The 17,003-nt window shown below is 67.3% G+C and carries 31 protein-coding genes; 30 read left to right on the top strand and 1 reads right to left on the bottom strand.

All coding sequences use genetic code 11. From position 1 onward, the window contains the following. From DT074_RS23165 to rplQ, 28 genes are all read left to right on the top strand, one after another. Nucleotides 1–116 (top strand): EF-Tu C-terminal domain-related protein (locus DT074_RS23165; RefSeq protein WP_497746158.1); only part of this gene is annotated, 116 nt, incomplete at its 5' end. 59 nt (nucleotides 117–175) lie between these two features. After that, nucleotides 176–496, top strand: coding sequence for a 30S ribosomal protein S10 (rpsJ, locus tag DT074_RS23160; protein WP_119422238.1), 321 nt, complete (start codon nucleotides 176–178; stop codon nucleotides 494–496). Between the two features lie 4 nt (nucleotides 497–500). Then, on the top strand, nucleotides 501–1,226 hold the full coding sequence (gene rplC, locus DT074_RS23155) for a 50S ribosomal protein L3 (RefSeq protein WP_119422237.1): 726 nt from the start codon (nucleotides 501–503) through the stop codon (nucleotides 1,224–1,226). Between the two features lie 5 nt (nucleotides 1,227–1,231). After that, complete coding sequence (gene rplD, locus DT074_RS23150) at nucleotides 1,232–1,855, top strand: 50S ribosomal protein L4 (RefSeq protein WP_119422236.1); 624 nt, start codon at nucleotides 1,232–1,234, stop codon at nucleotides 1,853–1,855. 8 nt (nucleotides 1,856–1,863) lie between these two features. Then, nucleotides 1,864–2,169 (top strand): 50S ribosomal protein L23, encoded by a 306-nt coding sequence (locus DT074_RS23145; protein ID WP_368744863.1) that lies wholly within the window; start codon nucleotides 1,864–1,866, stop codon nucleotides 2,167–2,169. Nucleotides 2,170–2,173: 4 nt separating this feature from the next. Beyond that, nucleotides 2,174–3,013 (top strand): 50S ribosomal protein L2, encoded by an 840-nt coding sequence (rplB, locus tag DT074_RS23140; RefSeq protein WP_119422234.1) that lies wholly within the window; start codon nucleotides 2,174–2,176, stop codon nucleotides 3,011–3,013. 13 nt (nucleotides 3,014–3,026) lie between these two features. Next, nucleotides 3,027–3,305, top strand: a complete 279-nt coding sequence (gene rpsS / locus DT074_RS23135) for a 30S ribosomal protein S19 (RefSeq protein WP_119422233.1) — start codon at nucleotides 3,027–3,029, stop codon at nucleotides 3,303–3,305. Nucleotides 3,306–3,307: 2 nt separating this feature from the next. Continuing rightward, nucleotides 3,308–3,691, top strand: coding sequence for a 50S ribosomal protein L22 (gene rplV, locus DT074_RS23130; RefSeq protein ID WP_119422232.1), 384 nt, complete (start codon nucleotides 3,308–3,310; stop codon nucleotides 3,689–3,691). After that, nucleotides 3,691–4,389, top strand: a complete 699-nt coding sequence (rpsC, locus tag DT074_RS23125) for a 30S ribosomal protein S3 (RefSeq protein ID WP_119422231.1) — start codon at nucleotides 3,691–3,693, stop codon at nucleotides 4,387–4,389. Before rplV ends, rpsC begins: the two co-directional genes overlap by 1 nt. Before the next feature lie 12 nt (nucleotides 4,390–4,401). Continuing rightward, entirely contained in the window at nucleotides 4,402–4,827 is a 426-nt protein-coding gene (gene rplP, locus DT074_RS23120; RefSeq protein WP_119422230.1) for a 50S ribosomal protein L16, read from the top strand. Further along, entirely contained in the window at nucleotides 4,824–5,018 is a 195-nt protein-coding gene (gene rpmC, locus DT074_RS23115; protein WP_119422229.1) for a 50S ribosomal protein L29, read from the top strand. Before rplP ends, rpmC begins: the two co-directional genes overlap by 4 nt. Before the next feature lie 12 nt (nucleotides 5,019–5,030). After that, nucleotides 5,031–5,282 (top strand): 30S ribosomal protein S17, encoded by a 252-nt coding sequence (rpsQ, locus tag DT074_RS23110; RefSeq protein WP_119422228.1) that lies wholly within the window; start codon nucleotides 5,031–5,033, stop codon nucleotides 5,280–5,282. Between the two features lie 23 nt (nucleotides 5,283–5,305). Beyond that, entirely contained in the window at nucleotides 5,306–5,674 is a 369-nt protein-coding gene (gene rplN, locus DT074_RS23105) for a 50S ribosomal protein L14 (protein ID WP_119422227.1), read from the top strand. Further along, nucleotides 5,674–5,997 carry a 50S ribosomal protein L24 gene (gene rplX / locus DT074_RS23100; protein WP_119422226.1) on the top strand — a complete coding sequence of 108 codons (324 nt, stop codon included), beginning with the start codon at nucleotides 5,674–5,676 and terminating at the stop codon, nucleotides 5,995–5,997. Before rplN ends, rplX begins: the two co-directional genes overlap by 1 nt. Before the next feature lie 10 nt (nucleotides 5,998–6,007). Continuing rightward, nucleotides 6,008–6,553, top strand: coding sequence for a 50S ribosomal protein L5 (gene rplE, locus DT074_RS23095; protein WP_119422225.1), 546 nt, complete (start codon nucleotides 6,008–6,010; stop codon nucleotides 6,551–6,553). Between the two features lie 13 nt (nucleotides 6,554–6,566). Continuing rightward, on the top strand, nucleotides 6,567–6,872 hold the full coding sequence (gene rpsN, locus DT074_RS23090) for a 30S ribosomal protein S14 (RefSeq protein WP_119422224.1): 306 nt from the start codon (nucleotides 6,567–6,569) through the stop codon (nucleotides 6,870–6,872). 13 nt (nucleotides 6,873–6,885) lie between these two features. Further along, nucleotides 6,886–7,284: a 30S ribosomal protein S8 gene (gene rpsH / locus DT074_RS23085; protein ID WP_119422223.1), complete on the top strand. Its 399-nt coding sequence runs from the start codon at nucleotides 6,886–6,888 to the stop codon at nucleotides 7,282–7,284. Between the two features lie 9 nt (nucleotides 7,285–7,293). Next, a complete protein-coding gene (gene rplF, locus DT074_RS23080) occupies nucleotides 7,294–7,827 on the top strand; it encodes a 50S ribosomal protein L6 (protein ID WP_119422222.1) in 534 nt (177 codons plus the stop codon). A 16-nt stretch (nucleotides 7,828–7,843) separates the two neighbouring features. Next, nucleotides 7,844–8,209: a 50S ribosomal protein L18 gene (gene rplR / locus DT074_RS23075; RefSeq protein ID WP_119422221.1), complete on the top strand. Its 366-nt coding sequence runs from the start codon at nucleotides 7,844–7,846 to the stop codon at nucleotides 8,207–8,209. A 14-nt stretch (nucleotides 8,210–8,223) separates the two neighbouring features. Beyond that, nucleotides 8,224–8,793 (top strand): 30S ribosomal protein S5, encoded by a 570-nt coding sequence (gene rpsE, locus DT074_RS23070; protein ID WP_119422220.1) that lies wholly within the window; start codon nucleotides 8,224–8,226, stop codon nucleotides 8,791–8,793. Then, a complete protein-coding gene (gene rpmD / locus DT074_RS23065) occupies nucleotides 8,790–8,984 on the top strand; it encodes a 50S ribosomal protein L30 (protein WP_119422219.1) in 195 nt (64 codons plus the stop codon). The genes rpsE and rpmD overlap by 4 nt, the downstream gene beginning before the upstream one ends. Before the next feature lie 18 nt (nucleotides 8,985–9,002). Then, the gene (gene rplO / locus DT074_RS23060; protein WP_119422218.1) at nucleotides 9,003–9,515 is read left to right on the top strand and encodes a 50S ribosomal protein L15; all 513 of its coding nucleotides are present in this window, start codon (nucleotides 9,003–9,005) and stop codon (nucleotides 9,513–9,515) included. Between the two features lie 31 nt (nucleotides 9,516–9,546). Continuing rightward, nucleotides 9,547–10,890: a preprotein translocase subunit SecY gene (gene secY, locus DT074_RS23055; RefSeq protein WP_119422217.1), complete on the top strand. Its 1,344-nt coding sequence runs from the start codon at nucleotides 9,547–9,549 to the stop codon at nucleotides 10,888–10,890. A 13-nt stretch (nucleotides 10,891–10,903) separates the two neighbouring features. Further along, the gene (locus tag DT074_RS23050; RefSeq protein ID WP_119422216.1) at nucleotides 10,904–11,557 is read left to right on the top strand and encodes an adenylate kinase; all 654 of its coding nucleotides are present in this window, start codon (nucleotides 10,904–10,906) and stop codon (nucleotides 11,555–11,557) included. A 105-nt stretch (nucleotides 11,558–11,662) separates the two neighbouring features. Continuing rightward, the gene (rpsM, locus tag DT074_RS23045; protein ID WP_119422215.1) at nucleotides 11,663–12,031 is read left to right on the top strand and encodes a 30S ribosomal protein S13; all 369 of its coding nucleotides are present in this window, start codon (nucleotides 11,663–11,665) and stop codon (nucleotides 12,029–12,031) included. A 66-nt stretch (nucleotides 12,032–12,097) separates the two neighbouring features. Continuing rightward, nucleotides 12,098–12,490, top strand: a complete 393-nt coding sequence (gene rpsK, locus DT074_RS23040) for a 30S ribosomal protein S11 (protein ID WP_119422214.1) — start codon at nucleotides 12,098–12,100, stop codon at nucleotides 12,488–12,490. 104 nt (nucleotides 12,491–12,594) lie between these two features. Next, the gene (locus tag DT074_RS23035; protein WP_368744862.1) at nucleotides 12,595–13,620 is read left to right on the top strand and encodes a DNA-directed RNA polymerase subunit alpha; all 1,026 of its coding nucleotides are present in this window, start codon (nucleotides 12,595–12,597) and stop codon (nucleotides 13,618–13,620) included. A 26-nt stretch (nucleotides 13,621–13,646) separates the two neighbouring features. Beyond that, complete coding sequence (gene rplQ, locus DT074_RS23030; protein WP_119422213.1) at nucleotides 13,647–14,078, top strand: 50S ribosomal protein L17; 432 nt, start codon at nucleotides 13,647–13,649, stop codon at nucleotides 14,076–14,078. A 63-nt stretch (nucleotides 14,079–14,141) separates the two neighbouring features. On the opposite strand, the gene DT074_RS23025 is transcribed toward rplQ, so the two are convergent. Continuing rightward, a complete protein-coding gene (locus DT074_RS23025) occupies nucleotides 14,142–14,708 on the bottom strand; it encodes a helix-turn-helix domain-containing protein (RefSeq protein ID WP_119422212.1) in 567 nt (188 codons plus the stop codon). 47 nt (nucleotides 14,709–14,755) lie between these two features. Here DT074_RS23025 and DT074_RS23020 point away from each other — a divergent pair, with 47 nt between their 5' ends. Both DT074_RS23020 and DT074_RS23015 read left to right on the top strand, forming a co-directional pair. Then, nucleotides 14,756–15,253 carry a GNAT family N-acetyltransferase gene (locus DT074_RS23020; RefSeq protein WP_119422211.1) on the top strand — a complete coding sequence of 166 codons (498 nt, stop codon included), beginning with the start codon at nucleotides 14,756–14,758 and terminating at the stop codon, nucleotides 15,251–15,253. A gap of 73 nt (nucleotides 15,254–15,326) precedes the next feature. Next, the gene (locus tag DT074_RS23015) at nucleotides 15,327–16,925 is read left to right on the top strand and encodes a GMC family oxidoreductase (protein WP_368744861.1); all 1,599 of its coding nucleotides are present in this window, start codon (nucleotides 15,327–15,329) and stop codon (nucleotides 16,923–16,925) included. Nucleotides 16,926–17,003: the final 78 nt, after the last annotated feature.

The raw sequence follows: 17,003 nt of genomic DNA, 5'->3' as shown, positions 1-17,003 counted from the left end.
TGACGATGGAAGTGACGCTGATCGCGCCGATCGCGATGGACGAAGGTCTTCGCTTCGCCATCCGCGAGGGCGGCCGCACCGTCGGCGCCGGCGTCGTCTCCTCCATCATCCAGTAACGAGTCTGATTGCGGGGGCCCGATCATCGGGCCCCTGCTGATTTCAACGGGCGACGGCCATGGACAACCAGAACATACGGATCCGCCTCAAGGCGTTCGACCACCGGATCCTCGATCAGTCGACCAGTGAGATCGTCAACACGGCGAAGCGCACCGGTGCGCGCGTGCGTGGCCCGATCCCGCTGCCGACCAATATCGAGCGCTTCACGGTCAACCGGTCGCCCCACATCGACAAGAAGTCGCGCGAGCAGTTCGAGATCCGCACCCACAAGCGGCTGCTCGACATCATCGAGCCGACGCCGCAGACGGTGGACGCGCTGATGAAGCTCGACCTCGCCGCCGGCGTCGACGTGGAAATCAAGCTGTCCACGGGGGGCTGAGGCGATGCGGACGGGTCTCATCGCGCAGAAGCTCGGCATGACGCGCGTGTTCAGCGCCGAAGGTGCGCATGTGCCGGTGACGGTGCTGAAGGTCGATGGCTGTCAGGTCGTCGCCCACCGCACCAAGGACAAGGACGGCTACGACGCCGTCCAGCTCGGTGCCGGCAAGGCCAAGGTGAAGCGCACCACGAAGGCGCTGCGCGGCCATTTTGCCAAGGCGCAGGTCGAGCCGAAGCAGAAGCTGGTCGAGTTCCGGGTCACGCCCGATGCCTTCGTCGAGGTCGGCGCGGAGCTCTCGGCCGAGCATTTCATCGTCGGCCAGAAGGTCGACGTGGTCGGCACCACGATCGGCAAGGGCTTCGCCGGCGCCATGAAGCGGCACAACTTCCGCGGCCTGGAGGCGTCCCACGGCGTGTCGATCTCACATCGCAGCCACGGTTCGACCGGTCAGCGCCAGGATCCCGGCCGCACCTTCAAGGGCAAGAAGATGGCCGGCCATCTGGGCGATGTGCGCATCACCATGCAGTCGGTCGAGGTCGTGCGCACCGATGCGGAGCGCGGCCTGATCCTGATCAAGGGCGCCGTCCCCGGCGCCAAGGGCGGTTGGGTGCTGGTCAGCGACGCCAAGAAGCGCCCGGCGCCGAAGGACCTGCCGTTCCCGGCCGCCGTGCGCGGACCGAATGCCTCCGGGGCCGATGCCGCGGCAGCGCCTGCCGAGGCGAAGGAGTAACCGTCATGGCGCAGCTCAAGGTCTGTAACCTGGACGCGCAGGAGATCGGCACCATCGATCTCGACGACGGCATCTTTGCGATGCCGGCGCGCGCCGACATCCTGCACCGCATGGTCGTGTACCAGCTGGCCAAGCGCCAGCAGGGCACGCACAAGACCAAGACCTATGGCGAGGTCCGGGGCTCGACGGCCAAGATCTATCGCCAGAAGGGCACCGGCCGCGCCCGTCACGGCGCCAAGCGCGCGCCGCAGTTTCGCGGCGGCGGCAAGGCCTTCGGCCCGGTCGTGCGCAGCCATGCGATCGACCTGCCGAAGAAGGTGCGCAAGCTCGCGTTGAAGACGGCGCTCTCGGCCAAGCAGGCGGAGGGCAAGCTGATCGTGCTCGACGAGGCCCGCCTGACCGAAGCCAAGACCAAGATGCTGGCGCAGAAGCTCGGTAAGCTCGGGCTCTCCTCGGCGCTGATCATCGACGGCCGCGAGCTCGACCGGAACATGATGCTGGCGGCGCGCAATCTGGTCGGCATCGACCTGCTGCCGGAGCAGGGCGCCAATGTCTACGACATCCTGCGTCGCGACACGCTGGTGCTGACGCGCGCCGCGGTCGCCGGATTGGAGGCCCGCCTGAAATGACCCCGGCGATGAAACCTAAGCTCACGCGCGAGCGGATGTACGACCTGATTCTGAACCCGGTGGTTACGGAGAAGGCGACGCGCATCACCGAGCACAACCAGGTCACCTTCCGGGTGCCGCTCGACGCATCCAAGCCCGAGATCCGCGCTGCGGTCGAGGGTCTGTTCAACGTCAAGGTCACCGCCGTCAACACGGTGCGCATGAAGGGCAAGGCGAAGATGTTCCGCGGCCGGCCCGGCCAGCGCTCCGATTGGAAGAAGGCGATGGTGACGCTGGCCGACGGCCAGAAGATCGACATCACCACGGGGGTCTGAGCACATGGCGCTCAAGACATACAAGCCCGTCACGCCGTCCCAGCGCGGTCTCGTGCTGGTCGACCGGTCCGGGCTCTGGAAGGGCGATCCGGTCAAGGGGCTGAGCCACGGCCTCACCTCGACCGGCGGCCGCAACAACCACGGCCACATCACCTCGCGCTTCCGCGGCGGCGGGCACAAGCGGCGCTATCGCGTGGTCGACTTCGTGCGCCGCAAGTTCGACGTGGCGGCGACGGTGGAGCGGCTGGAATACGATCCGAACCGCACCGCCTTCATCGCGCTGATCAAGTACGCCGATGGCGAGCTCGCCTACATCCTGGCGCCGCAGCGGCTGCGCGTCGGCGACCAGGTGGTGTCCGGCGAGAAGGTCGACGTGAAGCCCGGCAACGCAATGCCGCTGCGCTCGATCCCGGTCGGCACCGTGGTGCACAATGTCGAGCTGAAGATCGGCAAGGGCGGTCAGCTCGCCCGCGCCGGCGGCTCGTACTGCCAGCTGGTCGGCAAGGACGGCAACTTCGCCCTGCTGCGGCTCGCCTCCGGCGAGCAGCGCCTGGTGCGGGCCGAGTGCATGGCGACGGTCGGCGCGGTCAGCAACCCCGACAACCAGAACATCCAGATCGGCAAGGCCGGCCGGATGCGCTGGAAGGGCCGCCGCCCGCACAACCGCGGCGTCACCATGAACCCGATCGACCATCCGCATGGCGGCGGCGAAGGCCGCACCTCGGGCGGCCGTCACCCGGTCAGCCCGTGGGGCAAGCCGACCAAGGGTGCGCGCACCCGCAACAACAAGGCGACGGACAAGTGGATCGTCCGCCGTCGCCCGTCCAACCGCAAGACCTCGTAGGGGAGCTCGGCGCATGGCGCGTTCAGTCTGGAAGGGCCCCTTCGTCGACGGCTATCTGCTGAAGAAGGCCGATACGGCGCGGGATGCGGCGCGGAAGGAGATCATCAGGACCTGGTCTCGCCGCTCCACCATCCTGCCGCAATTCGTCGGCCTGACGTTTGGCGTCTACAACGGCAAGAAGTTCATTCCCGTCATGGTCACCGAGGAAATGGTGGGTCACAAGCTCGGCGAGTTCTCGCCGACCCGCACGTTCACCGGTCACGCGGCGGACAAGAAGGTGAAGAGGAAGTAGCCATGGGCAAGCAGGCGCGGCAGCGTTCGCTCGCCGACAACGAAGCCAAGGCAGTGGCGCACGGGCTGAAGACCAGCCCGCGCAAGCTGAACCTGGTAGCGGAGTCGATCCGAGGCCTCACCGTCAATGCGGCGCTCAATGCGCTCGCCTTCTCGCGGAAGAAGATGGCGGTGGATGTGCGCAAGGCGCTCCAGTCGGCCATCGCCAACGCGGAGAACAACCACCAGCTCGACGTCGACCGTCTGGTGGTGGCGGAGGCCTATGCCGGCAAGGGGCTGGTGATGCGCCGCTTCCATGCGCGCGCCCGCGGCCGCGGCGCCGGCATCCGCAAGCCGTTCTCCAATCTCTATCTGGTCGTGCGCGAGCGCGCCGAGGAGCAAGCCTGATGGGTCAGAAAGTCAATCCGATCGGCCTTCGGCTCGGCGTCAACCGGACCTGGGATTCGCGCTGGTATGCCGGCAAGAAGGATTATCGCATCCGCCTGCACGAGGACCTGCGCATCCGCCGCTTCCTGGAGAAGCGCCTGACCCAGGCCGGCGTCAGCCGCATCGTGATCGAGCGCCCGGCGCGCAAGGCGCGCGTGACGATCCATACCGCGCGTCCCGGCGTGGTGATCGGCAAGAAGGGCGCCGATATCGAGAAGCTGCGCACCGACCTAGCCAAGATGACCTCGTCGGAAGTGCATGTGAACATCGTCGAGATCCGCAAGCCCGAGATCGACGCCAAGCTGGTCGCCGAGAGCATCGCCCAGCAGCTGGAGCGCCGCGTCGCCTTCCGCCGCGCCATGAAGCGGGCCGTGCAATCGGCCATGCGGCTCGGCGCCCAGGGCATTCGCATCAATTGCGGCGGCCGGCTCGGCGGCGCCGAGATCGCGCGCATGGAGTGGTACCGCGAGGGCCGCGTGCCGCTGCATACGCTGCGCGCCGATATCGATTACGGCATCGCGACGGCGAAGACCGCGTACGGCACGTGCGGCGTCAAGGTGTGGGTGTTCAAGGGCGAGATCCTGGCGCACGACCCGATGGCGCAGGACAAGCGCCTGGCCGAGCAGGCCGGCTCGACCGGCCGCACGGCCGCGGGCTGAGGATAGGGCATCATGCTGCAACCGAAACGCACCAAGTACCGCAAGGCGTTCAAGGGTCGGATCAAGGGCAATGCCAAGGGCGGCACGGCCTTGAACTTCGGCTCGGTCGGCCTGAAGGCGATGGAGCCCGAGCGGGTGACCGCGCGCCAGATCGAGGCGGCGCGCCGCGCCATCTCGCGCCACATCAAGCGCACCGGGCGCATGTGGATCCGCGTGTTTCCCGACGTGCCGGTTTCGAAGAAGCCGACCGAGGTCCGCATGGGCAAGGGCAAGGGCACGCCCGAGCTTTGGGTGTGCCGCGTGAAGCCCGGCCGCATCATGTTCGAGCTGGACGGCGTGCCGGCGCAGCTTGCCAGCGAGGCGCTGATGCTCGGCGCCGCGAAGCTGCCGATCCGCACCCGCGTGGTCACCCGCGCTCTTGAGAGGTCCCCGATATGAAGGCGCGCGACCTGGTCGGCAAGACCAAGGACGAGCTGAGCGACCAGCTCGAGAACCTGAAGAAGGAACAGTTCAACCTGCGCTTCCAGCGCGCGACCGGGCAGCTCGAGAGCACCGCCCGGGTGCAGCAGGTGCGCCGCGACATCGCACGGGTGAAGACCGTGCTGCGTGCCGCCGGCGTGCGGGCGTAGGAGGAGAGGGCGATGCCGAAACGCGTTCTGCAGGGCGTGGTGGTGAGCGACAAGAACGACCGGACCATCGTGGTCGAGGTCGAGCGCCGCGTCATGCACCCGATCTACAAGAAGTTCATCCGCCGCACCAAGCGCTACCACGCGCATGATGAGGCCAACACGTCCAAGGTCGGCGACGTCGTCCGCATCCAGGAATGCCGTCCCATCTCCAAGCTGAAGCGCTGGGAGCTGGTGGCAGGGGATGCGGCGGCCAAGGCGAGCTGAAGCGGCACTGACGGGCTGAAGCCATGATCCAGGTCGAATCCAACCTCGAAGTCGCCGACAATTCCGGCGCGCGCCGCGTCCAGTGCATCAAGGTGCTGGGCGGCTCCAAGCGCAAATACGCCTCGGTCGGCGACGTCATCGTCGTCTCGGTCAAGGAGGCGATCCCGCGCGGCCGCGTGAAGAAGGGCGACGTGCACCGCGCCGTCATCGTGCGCACGGCGAAGGAAGTGCGCCGCGCGGACGGCAGCGCGATCCGCTTCGACCGCAACGCGGCGGTGCTGATCAACAAGCAGAACGAGCCGATCGGGACCCGCATCTTCGGGCCGGTGACGCGCGAGCTGCGCGCCAAGAACCACATGAAGATCATTTCGCTCGCGCCGGAGGTTTTGTGATGGCCGCGAAGTTCAAGCTCAAGAAGGGCGACAAGGTTGTCGTCACGACCGGGCGCGACAAGGGCCGTCGGGGCGAGATCATCCGCATGATCCCCACCGAGACCCGCGCCGTCGTCTCCGGTATCAACAAGGTGAAGCGCCATACCCGCCCGGCCGCCGGCAATCCCGGCGGCATCGTGGAGAAGGAGGCGCCGATCCATCTCTCCAACCTCGCCATCGAGGACCCCAAGGACGGCAAGCCGACCCGCGTCGGCTTCCGCACCCTCGATGACGGTCGCAAGGTCCGCTTCGCCAAGCGGTCCGGCGAAATCATCGACATCTGAGGTGGCAGCCATGGCCAAGGCCCGTCTCGCCGATCACTACAGCAAGGTCGTCAAGGCCGAGCTGAAGGAGAAGTTCGGCTACAAGAACGACCTGCAGGTGCCGCGGATCGACAAGATCGTCATCAATATGGGCGTCGGCGAGGCGACCGGCGATTCCAAGAAGCTGACCGCCGCGGTCGCCGACATGACGGCGATCGCCGGGCAGAAGCCGGTCGTCACCAAGGCCAAGAAGGCGATCGCGACCTTCAAGATCCGCGAGGGGCTGCCGATCGGCTGCAAGGTCACGCTGCGCCGCGACCGCATGTACGAGTTCCTCGACCGGCTGATCAACATCGCCTTGCCGCGCGTCCGCGACTTTCGCGGCACCTCGGCCAAGAGCTTCGACGGCCGGGGCAACTATGCGATGGGCCTGAAGGAGCAGATCGTGTTCCCGGAGATCAACTACGACAAGATCGACACGGTCCGCGGCATGGACATCATCATCTGCACGACGGCGAAGACCGACGAGGAGGCCAAGGCGCTTCTCAAGGGCTTCAACATGCCGTTCGCGAATTGAACCGGAGACGGCGATGGCGAAGAAGAGCGCGATCGAGAAGAACGAGCACCGGCGGCAGCTGGCCAAGCGTTATGCGGCCAAGCGTGCGCGGCTGAAGATGGTCGCGAACGACGAGACGAAGACGGCCGAGGAACGGTTCGAGGCGCGCCTGAGGCTCGCCGAGATGCCGCGCAACTCGGCGCCCTCGCGCATCCGCAACCGCTGCCAGCTGACCGGCCGGCCGCGGGCCTATTATCGCAAGCTCGGCGTCTGCCGCATCCTGCTGCGCGATCTGGCCTCGAACGGCCAGATCCCCGGCATGGTGAAGGCGAGCTGGTAAGGGAATCCGGCAGATGGCAATGACCGATCCGCTCGGCGATATGCTGACCCGCATCCGCAACGGACAGCGGGCGAAGAAGACCAAGGTGGAGAGCCCGGCCTCCCGCCTGCGCGAGAACGTGCTCGAAGTGCTGAAGCGCGAGGGCTATATCCGCGGCTTCGAGCGCAGCGACACCGATACCGGGCAGGGCGCGCTCACCATCGAGCTCAAGTATTTCGAGGGCGAGCCGGTGATCAAGGCGATCAGCCGTGTGTCGACGCCGGGCCGGCGCGTCTATTCCGGCATCAAGGAGCTGCCGCGCGTGCGCAACGGGCTCGGCATCTCGATCCTGTCGACGCCGCGCGGCGTCATGTCCGACGCGGAAGCCCGCGCCGCCAATGTCGGCGGCGAGGTTCTGTGCCGGGTATTCTGAGGTAGAGCCATGTCACGCATCGGAAGAAATCCGATTTCTGTGCCGGCCGGCGTCCAGGTGCAGATCCAGGGCGCCACGGTCTCGGCCAAGGGGCCGAAGGGCCAGCTCGCGCTGACCCTGGTCGACGAGATCGGCGTCACGCTGGCCGACGGCAAGATCACCGTGAAGCCGAACGTCGAGACACGGCGCGGCCGGATGATGTGGGGAATGCAGCGCACCCTGGTGAGCAACCTGGTGAACGGCGTCGCCAAGGGGTTCAGCCAGGAGCTCGAGATCAACGGCGTCGGCTACCGCGCCGCGGTCCAGGGCAAGATGCTGAACCTGCAGCTCGGCTACAGCCACGACATCAACTATCCGATCCCGCAGGGGATCGAGATCAAGTGCGAGAAGCCCACCTCGATCACGATCTCCGGCGCGGACCGCCAGAAGGTCGGACAGGTGGCGGCGGAGATCCGCTCGTTCCGCGGGCCGGAGCCCTACAAGGGCAAGGGCGTGAAGTACGCGGACGAGAAGATCCTCCGCAAGGAAGGCAAGAAGAAGTGACGCGGAGCGACCGGCCATGAGCAACAAGAGCGACAAGCTGTTCGCGCGGCGCCAGTCGCGCACCCGTGCGCGACTGCGCCGGGTGAGCAGCGGGCGGCCGAGGCTGTCGGTGTTCCGCTCCTCGCGGCACATCCACGCGCAGGTGATCGACGACGAGAAGGGCGTGACCATCGCCGCTGCCTCGACGCTCGAAAAGGACCTGAAAGGCAAGGTCAAGACCGGCGCCGACAAGGCGGCGGCGGCCGAGGTCGGCAAGCTGATCGCGGCACGCGCCAAGGCGGCGGGCGTGACCCAGGTCGTGTTCGACCGCGGCGGCTATCTCTATCACGGCCGGGTCAAGGCGCTTGCCGACAGCGCCCGCGAAGCCGGCCTGGAATTCTGAGGGAAGGTAATCCGATGCTGCGTCCGGAACATGGCGAGCGCGAGCGCGGTGATCGCGGCGAGTCCGAACTGCTCGACAAGCTCGTCAGCATCAACCGCGTCGCCAAGGTGGTGAAGGGCGGCCGGCGCTTCGGCTTCGCCGCCCTGGTCGTGGTCGGCGACCAGAAGGGCCGCGTGGGCTACGGCTCCGGCAAGGCCCGCGAGGTGCCGGAGGCGATCCGCAAGGCGACCGAGCAGGCCAAGCGCAACATGGTGCGCGTGCCGCTGCGCGAAGGCCGCACCCTGCATCACGACGTGAACGGCCGCCACGGTGCCGGCAAGGTCGTGCTGCGCGCGGCGCCGCCCGGCACCGGCATCATCGCCGGCGGTCCGATGCGCGCGGTGTTCGAGACGCTCGGCGTGCAGGACGTGGTGACCAAGTCGATGGGCACCTCGAACCCGCACAACATGGTGAAGGCCACCTTCGCCGCCTTTGCCAACCTGCAGTCGCCGCGCTACGTGGCGAACAAGCGCGGCAAGAAGGTCGGCGAGATCATCGGCCGCCGCAGCGAGCGGCAGCCGGCGGCGGAGGAGACCGCGGCATGAGCGCGAAGAAGACCCTCCGCGTCACCCAGATCCGCAGCGCCAACAACCGCCCGGAAAGCCAGGCCGTGGTCCTGAAGGGGCTCGGCCTCGGCAAGCTGCACCGCACCCGCGAGCTCGAGGACACGGCCGCGGTGCGCGGCATGATCGCCAAGGTCCACCACCTGGTGAAGGTCGAAGGCCAGGGCGCCTAAGTCTCAAGGAACTGATCCATGCGATTGAACGAGCTGAGTGACAATCCCGGCGCCCGCAAGCGGCGCATGCGGATCGGCCGTGGCATCGGCTCCGGCAAGGGCAAGACGGGCGGCCGCGGCGTGAAGGGCCAGAAGGCGCGCACCGGCGTTGCCATCAAGGGGTTCGAGGGCGGCCAGATGCCGCTGCATCGGCGCCTGCCGAAGCGCGGCTTCAAGGCACCGTTCTCGAAGGAATACGACGAGCTGAACCTCGGCAAGCTGCAGGCGGCGATCGCCGAAGGCCGCATCAAGGCCGACCAGCCGATCGGCCGGGACGAGCTGGTTGCGGCCGGCCTGGTGCGCGGCCGGATCGACGGCGTGCGCCTGCTCGCCAAGGGCGACTTCTCGACCAAGATCACCATTCACGTGGCCGGCGCCTCGAAGTCGGCCGTCGCCGCGGTCGAGGCCGCGGGCGGCACGGTGGTGCTGCCGCCGCCGCCCCCGCCGCCGGTCAAGAAGATGAAGCCGAAGTCGGAGCGCAAGGCGGCCTGATGGCCGCTCTGCCGCGCTCTCGGGGATAGCCATGGCCTCTGCTGCCGAGCAACTTGCCGCCAATCTCAACTTCGGCGCCTTCGCCAAGGCGACGGAGCTGAAGAAGCGCATCTGGTTCACGCTCGGCGCGCTGATCGTCTATCGCCTCGGCACCTATATTCCGCTGCCCGGCATCGACCCGGCGATCCTGAAAGACCTGTTCCAGCAGAACAAGGGCGGCATCCTCGGCCTGTTCGATGTGTTCGCCGGCGGTGCGCTCGGGCGCATGACCATCTTCGCCCTCAACATCATGCCTTACATCTCGGCATCGATCATCGTGCAGCTGCTCACCACGGTGATGCCGAGCTTCGAGGCGATGAAGAAGGAAGGCGAGGCCGGCCGCAAGCGCCTCAACCAGTACACCCGCTATGGCACGGTCGTGCTGGCGTTGCTGCAGGGCTATGGCATCGCGAGCGGCCTGGTCGGCATGTCCGGCAGTTCCGGCGCCGTGGTGCAGAATCCTGGGGTCTTCTTCCTGGCGACCACGGTGATCACGCTGACCGGCGGAACCGTGTTCCTGATGTGGCTCGGCGAGCAGATCACCCAGCGCGGCGTCGGCAACGGCATCTCGCTGATCATCTTCGCCGGCATCGTCGCCGAAGTGCCGCGGGCGCTGGTCGGCACCTTCGAGCTCGGCCGCCAGGGCGCGCTGCCGACCATCCTGATCATCGGCCTGCTGGTCATGGTGGTAGCGCTGATCGCCTTCATCGTGTTCATGGAGCGGGCGCAGCGGCGCATCCTGGTGCAATACCCGAAGCGCCAGGTCGGCAACCGCATGTTCGGCGGCGAAAGCTCGCACTTGCCGCTCAAGCTCAACACCGCGGGCGTGATCCCGCCGATCTTTGCGTCCTCGCTGCTCCTGCTGCCGGCGACGGTGGCGAGCTTCGGCGCCGGCTCCGGGCCGGAATGGCTGCAGACGGTCAGCGCCTGGCTCGCCCACGGTCAGCCGCTCTACATGTTCCTGTACGGCGCGCTGATCATCTTCTTCTGCTTCTTCTACACCGCGATCGTCTTCAACCCGACCGAGACGGCGGAGAACCTGCGCAAGCAGGGCGGCTTCGTGCCCGGTATCCGGCCGGGACAGCGCACGGCCGAGTATCTCGACAGCGTGCTGACGCGGCTGACCGCGGTCGGCGCCGTTTACCTGACCTTCGTCTGCCTGCTGCCCGAGTTCCTGGTCGCGCGGTACGCGGTGCCGTTCTATTTCGGCGGCACCTCGGTGCTCATCGTGGTCAGCGTCACCATGGACACGGTGGCCCAGGTGCAGTCGCATCTTCTGGCCCACCAGTACGAGGGCCTGATCAAGAAGGCGAAGCTGCGCGGGGCCAGGCGATGAGAAGGATCGGGCGATGAACCTGATCCTGCTCGGGCCCCCGGGGGCCGGGAAGGGCACCCAGGCGCAGCGGCTGCAGCAGGCGCGCGGGCTGGTCCAGCTCTCGACCGGCGACATGCTGCGCGCGGCGGTGGCCGCCGGCAGCGAGATCGGCAAGCGGGCCGATGCCGTCATGAAGCGGGGCGAGCTGGTTTCCGACGAGATCGTGGTCGGCATCATCGAGGACCGGATCGGCCAGCCGGATTGCGCCAAGGGCTTCATCCTGGACGGCTTTCCGCGGACGACAGCCCAGGCCGAGGCGCTCGACGCCATGCTGGCCCGCAAGGGGATGAAGCTCGACGCGGTGATCGAGATGGTGGTCGACGACGCCCAGATGGTCGATCGCATCACCGGCCGGTATACCTGCGCGAAATGCGGTGCCGGGTATCATGATACCAACAAACGCCCGAAGAAGTCGGGCGTCTGCGATGTCTGCGGCGGCACCCAGTTCACGCGCCGGGCGGACGACAAGGCGGAGACGGTCAAGGCCCGTCTGGACGCCTATCACCGCCAGACGGCGCCGCTGCTGCCCTATTACCGGGCGCGCGGGGTGCTGCAGCAGGTCGATGGCATGGCCGAGATCGACCAGGTTTCGGCGCAGATCGACAAGCTGCTTGACAGGTTGAAATAGAGTTGACGGACAAGGACTTGTGCCTATACTCGCGGCCCTTCCGGAAAACCTGGGCGCCGCGACTGCAGGCGACGGACTGAACTCGACGGACGAGGAGCTACGATCGTGGCGCGTATCGCTGGCGTCAATATCCCGACCACCAAGCGGGTCATCATCGGCCTGACCTATATCCATGGCATCGGCCGCACCCGGGCCGCTGAGATCTGCACCAAGATCGGCATCCCGGCCGAGCGGCGGGTCAATCAGCTGACCGATGCCGAGGTCATTCAGATCCGCGAACTGATCGATCGCGACTTTCAGGTGGAAGGCGATCTCCGCCGCGAAGTCGCGATGAACATCAAGCGGCTGATGGATCTCGGCTGCTACCGGGGCCTGCGGCATCGCCGCGGTCTGCCGGTGCGCGGCCAGCGCACCCACACCAATGCGCGGACCCGCAAGGGCCCGGCCAAGGCGATCGCCGGCAAGAAGAAGTAGTGGCGACGGTATCGATGGCGAAGGGTGGGCGGATCGGCCGCCGGCCCAATCGGCTGAGGACTTAAGATGGCTCGAGAGAAGACGGCGCGCGTGCGCCGCCGCGAAAAGAAGAACATCACGGCGGGCGTGGCACATGTCAGCGCCAGCTTCAACAACACCATGATCACCATCACCGACGCGCAGGGTAACACCATCGCCTGGGCATCGTCGGGCGCGCTCGGCTTCAAGGGCTCGCGCAAGTCGACGCCCTATGCCGCGCAGATGGCGGCCGAGGATGCCGGCCGCAAGGCGCAGGAGCACGGCGTTCGCACGCTCGAGGTCGAGGTGAAGGGGCCGGGCTCGGGCCGCGAATCGGCGCTGCGCGCGCTGCAGGCCGTGGGCTTCACCATCACCTCGATCAAGGACGTGACGCCGATCCCGCATAACGGCTGCCGTCCGCCGAAGCGGCGCCGCGTCTGATCCATTTGCAGCCGCCGGCGCCGGGCGCTGCGGCCAAGTGTGATCGACGCCGCGTCTGAAGAAACATCGGCGCCGCCACGGCGCAGGACCAAGGAGTTGAGATCGTGCCTGCTATTCAAAAGAACTGGGAAGCACTGATCAAGCCGAACAAGCTGAAGGTCGAGCAGGGCGAGGTCGTCGGCCGTACCGCCACCTTCGTCGCGGAGCCGCTGGAGCGGGGCTTCGGCCTGACGCTCGGCAACGCGCTGCGCCGCGTGCTGCTGTCGTCGCTGCAGGGCTCCGCCGTCACCTCGGTGCAGATCGACGGCGTGCTGCACGAATTCTCGTCGATCCCCGGCGTGCGCGAGGATGTGACCGACATCGTCCTCAACATCAAGGGCATGGCGCTGCGCATGCACGGCGAGGGCCCGAAGCGGATCACCCTGAAGGCCGAGGGCCCGAAGGAAGTCACCGCCGCGATGATCGAGACCGGCCATGACATCGAGATCATGGATTCGAGCCATGTGATCTGCACGCTGGACCACGGCGCGCGGATCCACATGGAGATGACGGTCGAGGCCGGCAAGGGCTATGTCCCGGCTTCCGCCCATCGCTCGGAAGACTCGCCGATCGGCCTGATCCCGATCGACGCGCTCTATTCGCCGGTGCGCAGGGTGGCCTACAAGGTGGAGCCGACCCGCGAAGGCCAGATCCTGGACTATGACAAACTGACGCTCACCGTCGAGACCAACGGCACCTTGAAGCCCGAGGACTCGGTCGCCTATGCCGCGCGCATCCTGCAGGACCAGTTGCAGCTCTTCATCAATTTCGAGGAGCCGAAGGAGATCAAGCGCGAAGGCAGCAAGATCGAGCCGAGCTTCAATCGCAACCTGCTGCGCCGCGTCGATGAGCTCGAGCTGTCGGTGCGCTCGGCGAACTGCCTGAAGAACGACAACATCGTCTATATCGGCGACCTGATCCAGAAGACCGAGGCGGAGATGCTCCGCACGCCGAATTTCGGCCGCAAGTCGCTCAACGAGATCAAGGAAGTGCTGATGCAGATGGGCCTGCATCTCGGCATGGAAGTGCCGAACTGGCCGCCCGAGAATATCGAGGAGCTGGCCAAGCAGCTCGAAGAAGAGACCTACTGAAGACCTAGCACGCGGGAGTTTCCACCATGCGGCATCGCAATGCCGGCCGTAAGCTGAACCGGGACTCGGCGCATCGCAACGCGATGCTGGCCAACCTCGCCGTGTCGCTGATCACCCATGAGCAGCTGCGCACCACCTTGCCCAAGGCGAAGGAACTGCGCCCGATCGTCGAGAAGATGATCACGCTCGGCAAGCGCGGCAACCTGCATGCCCGCCGCCAGGCGCTGTCCTACCTGCCGGACAAGTCGGCGGTGGACAAGCTGTTCTCGGCGCTGAGCGAGCGCTATGCATCCCGCGCCGGCGGCTATACGCGGGTGCTGAAAGCGGGCTTTCGCGCCGGCGATTCGGCCGCCATGGCGGTGATCGAGCTGGTCGACCGCGACGCTTCGGCCAAGGGCGCCGCCGACAAGGCCCGCGTCGAGGCGGCGGCCGAGAACGAGGAGCAGGCGGCCGCCTGATCCGCGAACGGGTTGCGATCTTCCAAGGGCGCGGGTTCGAACCCGCGCCCTTTTCCATTGCGGTCAGCGCTTGACCACCGCGACCAGATAGCGGCAGGGCGCGGCCCCGTGGTTGGCGAAGGCGCAATCGGCCGGCGGGCCGAGCTCCAGGCAATCGCCGGCGTCGAGCTCGTGCGTCTCGAGGCCCTCCTCGAAGCTGAGATGGCCTTCCAGCACCCAGATCTGTTGGTGCAGGAAGGCGTAGGAGGCGGCCGGGAAGGCAATGCGAGCACCCGGCGGGAGCACCACCTCCACCAGGTCGAGCGGGCCATCCGCGCGCGGCGACACGATCCGGCGAAGGTAGCCGCTGCGCGGATCGCGCCAGACCGGCTGTCTACCGGCCCGGCTCAGCTGCGATGCGCTGGCCTGCGGCGGGGCGAGCAGGGCCGACAGGGTCTTTCCGAAGGCGCCGGAGAGACGACCGAGCAGGGCCGCTGTGGGGCTCGCTTCGCCGCGCTCGATCTTGCTGATCATCGCTTTCGAGACGCCGGAGCGGGCCGCCAGTTCCGCTAAGCTCCAGCCACGGCTTTCGCGTTCCCCCTGCACGCGGCGAGGCAGGTCGACCGCAGCTGGCGTTTCGACTTCCGGCATGCGTCCACTATAGTAGACGGCATGCCGTCAGCAAGACCGTGTGCGACATGTTGATCCGCGATGCCGGGGCCGATGACCTGCCGGGCCTCCTTGCCATCTACAACGAGGTGATAGCCCACTCGACCGCCATCTATGCCGACGATCCGGCGACGCTGGCGGATCGGCAGGCATGGTGGGCGGCCCGGCGGGCGCAGGGCTATCCCGTGCTGGTGGCGGTCGACGCGAGCGGCGTGGCCGGCTTTGCGAGCTTCGGCGATTTCCGCGCGGCGCCCGGCTATCGCTTCTCCGTCGAGCACAGTGTCCATGTGCGCGCCGACCGCCGCCGCCAGGGGCTCGGCGGGCAATTGGTGAGCGCGCTGCTGCCCCGCGCCGCGGCGCTCGGCAAGCATGTGATGATCGCCGGGGTCGATGCCAGCAACGCCGCCTCGATCGCCCTGCATGAACGCCTGGGCTTCGAGCAGGTGGCGCATTTTCGCGAGGTCGGCCGCAAGTTCGAGCGCTGGCTCGATCTCGTCTTCCTGCAGCGGTTCCTGCACGACATCTGAGCCGCGCACCCTGCTGCGCCGCCAGTGCCGGCCTGTTAGGTTCCGGCAACGACAGCATCGGGGGAAACGTGCCGTGGCCGAGCAGAGATTCGATTTCATCGTCGTCGGCGCCGGGTCGGCGGGCAGCCCGGTCGCGGCGCGGCTGTCGGAGAGCGGCAAGCACAAGGTGCTGCTGCTGGAGGCCGGCGGCGAGGACCGCAATCCCTGGATCCATGTGCCGATCGGCTATGCCAAGACCTTCCTCGACGGACGCGTGAACTGGAAATACGAGACCGAGCCCGAGCCGGAGCTGAACAACCGCCGCATCTACTGGCCGCGCGGCAAGGTTCTGGGCGGGTCGAGCTCGATCAACGGCCTGATCTATATCCGCGGCATCCCCTCCGATTTCGACCATTGGCGCCAGCTCGGCAACGAAGGCTGGTCCTATGACGACGTGCTGCCGTTCTTCCGCAAGGCGGAAGACCAGGAACGCGGCGCCGACGACCTGCATGGCAAGGACGGCCCGCTCGGCGTGCGCGATGCGAGCTTCCGCACGCCGCTCTCTGATGCCTATATCGACGCGGCGCAGGAAGCGGGGCTGCCCTACAACCCCGATTTCAACGGGCGGCAGCAGGAAGGCACCGGCTATTACCAGCTGACGACACGCGGCGGCCGGCGCTGCAGCGCGGCGCGGGCCTATCTCAAGCCGGCCCGGAAGCGCGCCAACCTCACCATCGTGACGCAGGCGCTGAGCGAGCGCCTGCTGCTGGAAGGAAAGCGCGTCGTCGGCGTGCGCTATCGCCGCGGCGAGGCCGTCGAGACGGCACTGGCGGCGCGTGAGGTGATCGTCTGCGGCGGTGCCATCAATTCGCCGCAGCTTCTGCAGGTCTCGGGCATCGGGCCCGGCGAGGTCCTGCGCCGCGCCGGCGTCGAGGTGGCGCACGATCTGCCGGGCGTCGGCCGCAATCTGCACGACCATCTGCAGGTGCGCTCGCAATACAAGGCCAAGGGTACGACGCTGAACGACACGCTCGGCAAGTGGCAGCATCGGATGGTGGCCGGGGCGCGTTACGCCTTGACCCGCACCGGCCCGCTGACCATCGGTGCCGGACTGGTCGGCGTGTTCGCGCGCACGCGGCCGGAGCTGGAGGATCCGGACATCCAGATGCATTTCATTCCGTTCAGCACCGACAAGATGGGCGTGACCCTGCACCCTTTCCCGGGCTTCACCGTGACCATGAACCAGTCCCGGCCGGAGAGCCGGGGCACGCTGGAGATCCGCTCGGCCGATCCGCGCGAGGCGCCGGCGATCCGGCCGAACTACATGACCACCGATACCGACCGGCGGACCGTGATCGCGGGCCTGCGCCTGGTACGCCGGATCGCAGAGGCGAAGGCGCTGGCGCCCTATCTGCTGGAGGAGACGCAGCCGGGCCGTGCGGTGCAGACCGACGACGAGTTCCTCGATTTCGCCCGCCAGGTCGGCAGCTCGATCTACCACCCGGTCGGGACCTGCCGGATGGGCCATGACCCGGGCGCCGTGGTCGATCCCCGGCTCAAGGTACATGGGCTGGAGGGCCTGCGGGTCGCCGATGCCTCGGTCATGCCGACAGTGGTCTCCGGCAACACCAACGCCGCCTGCATCATGATCGGCGAGAAATGCGCCGACATGGCGCTCAGCGAAGCCGCCTGAGCCGGCGCGGCGGGATTCGGTCCGCGCCGCCGGCTCCGCTATGATGCCGGGCAGGGGCCAGGTGCCGGTCCCGCAGCA

It is taken from the genome of Desertibaculum subflavum, from assembly GCA_003576705.1.
Classification (GTDB): Bacteria; Pseudomonadota; Alphaproteobacteria; order Ferrovibrionales; family Ferrovibrionaceae; genus Desertibaculum; species Desertibaculum subflavum.
Note: the sequence above shows the minus strand (reverse complement) of the source record. Positions and strands in the feature narration are given on the sequence as shown.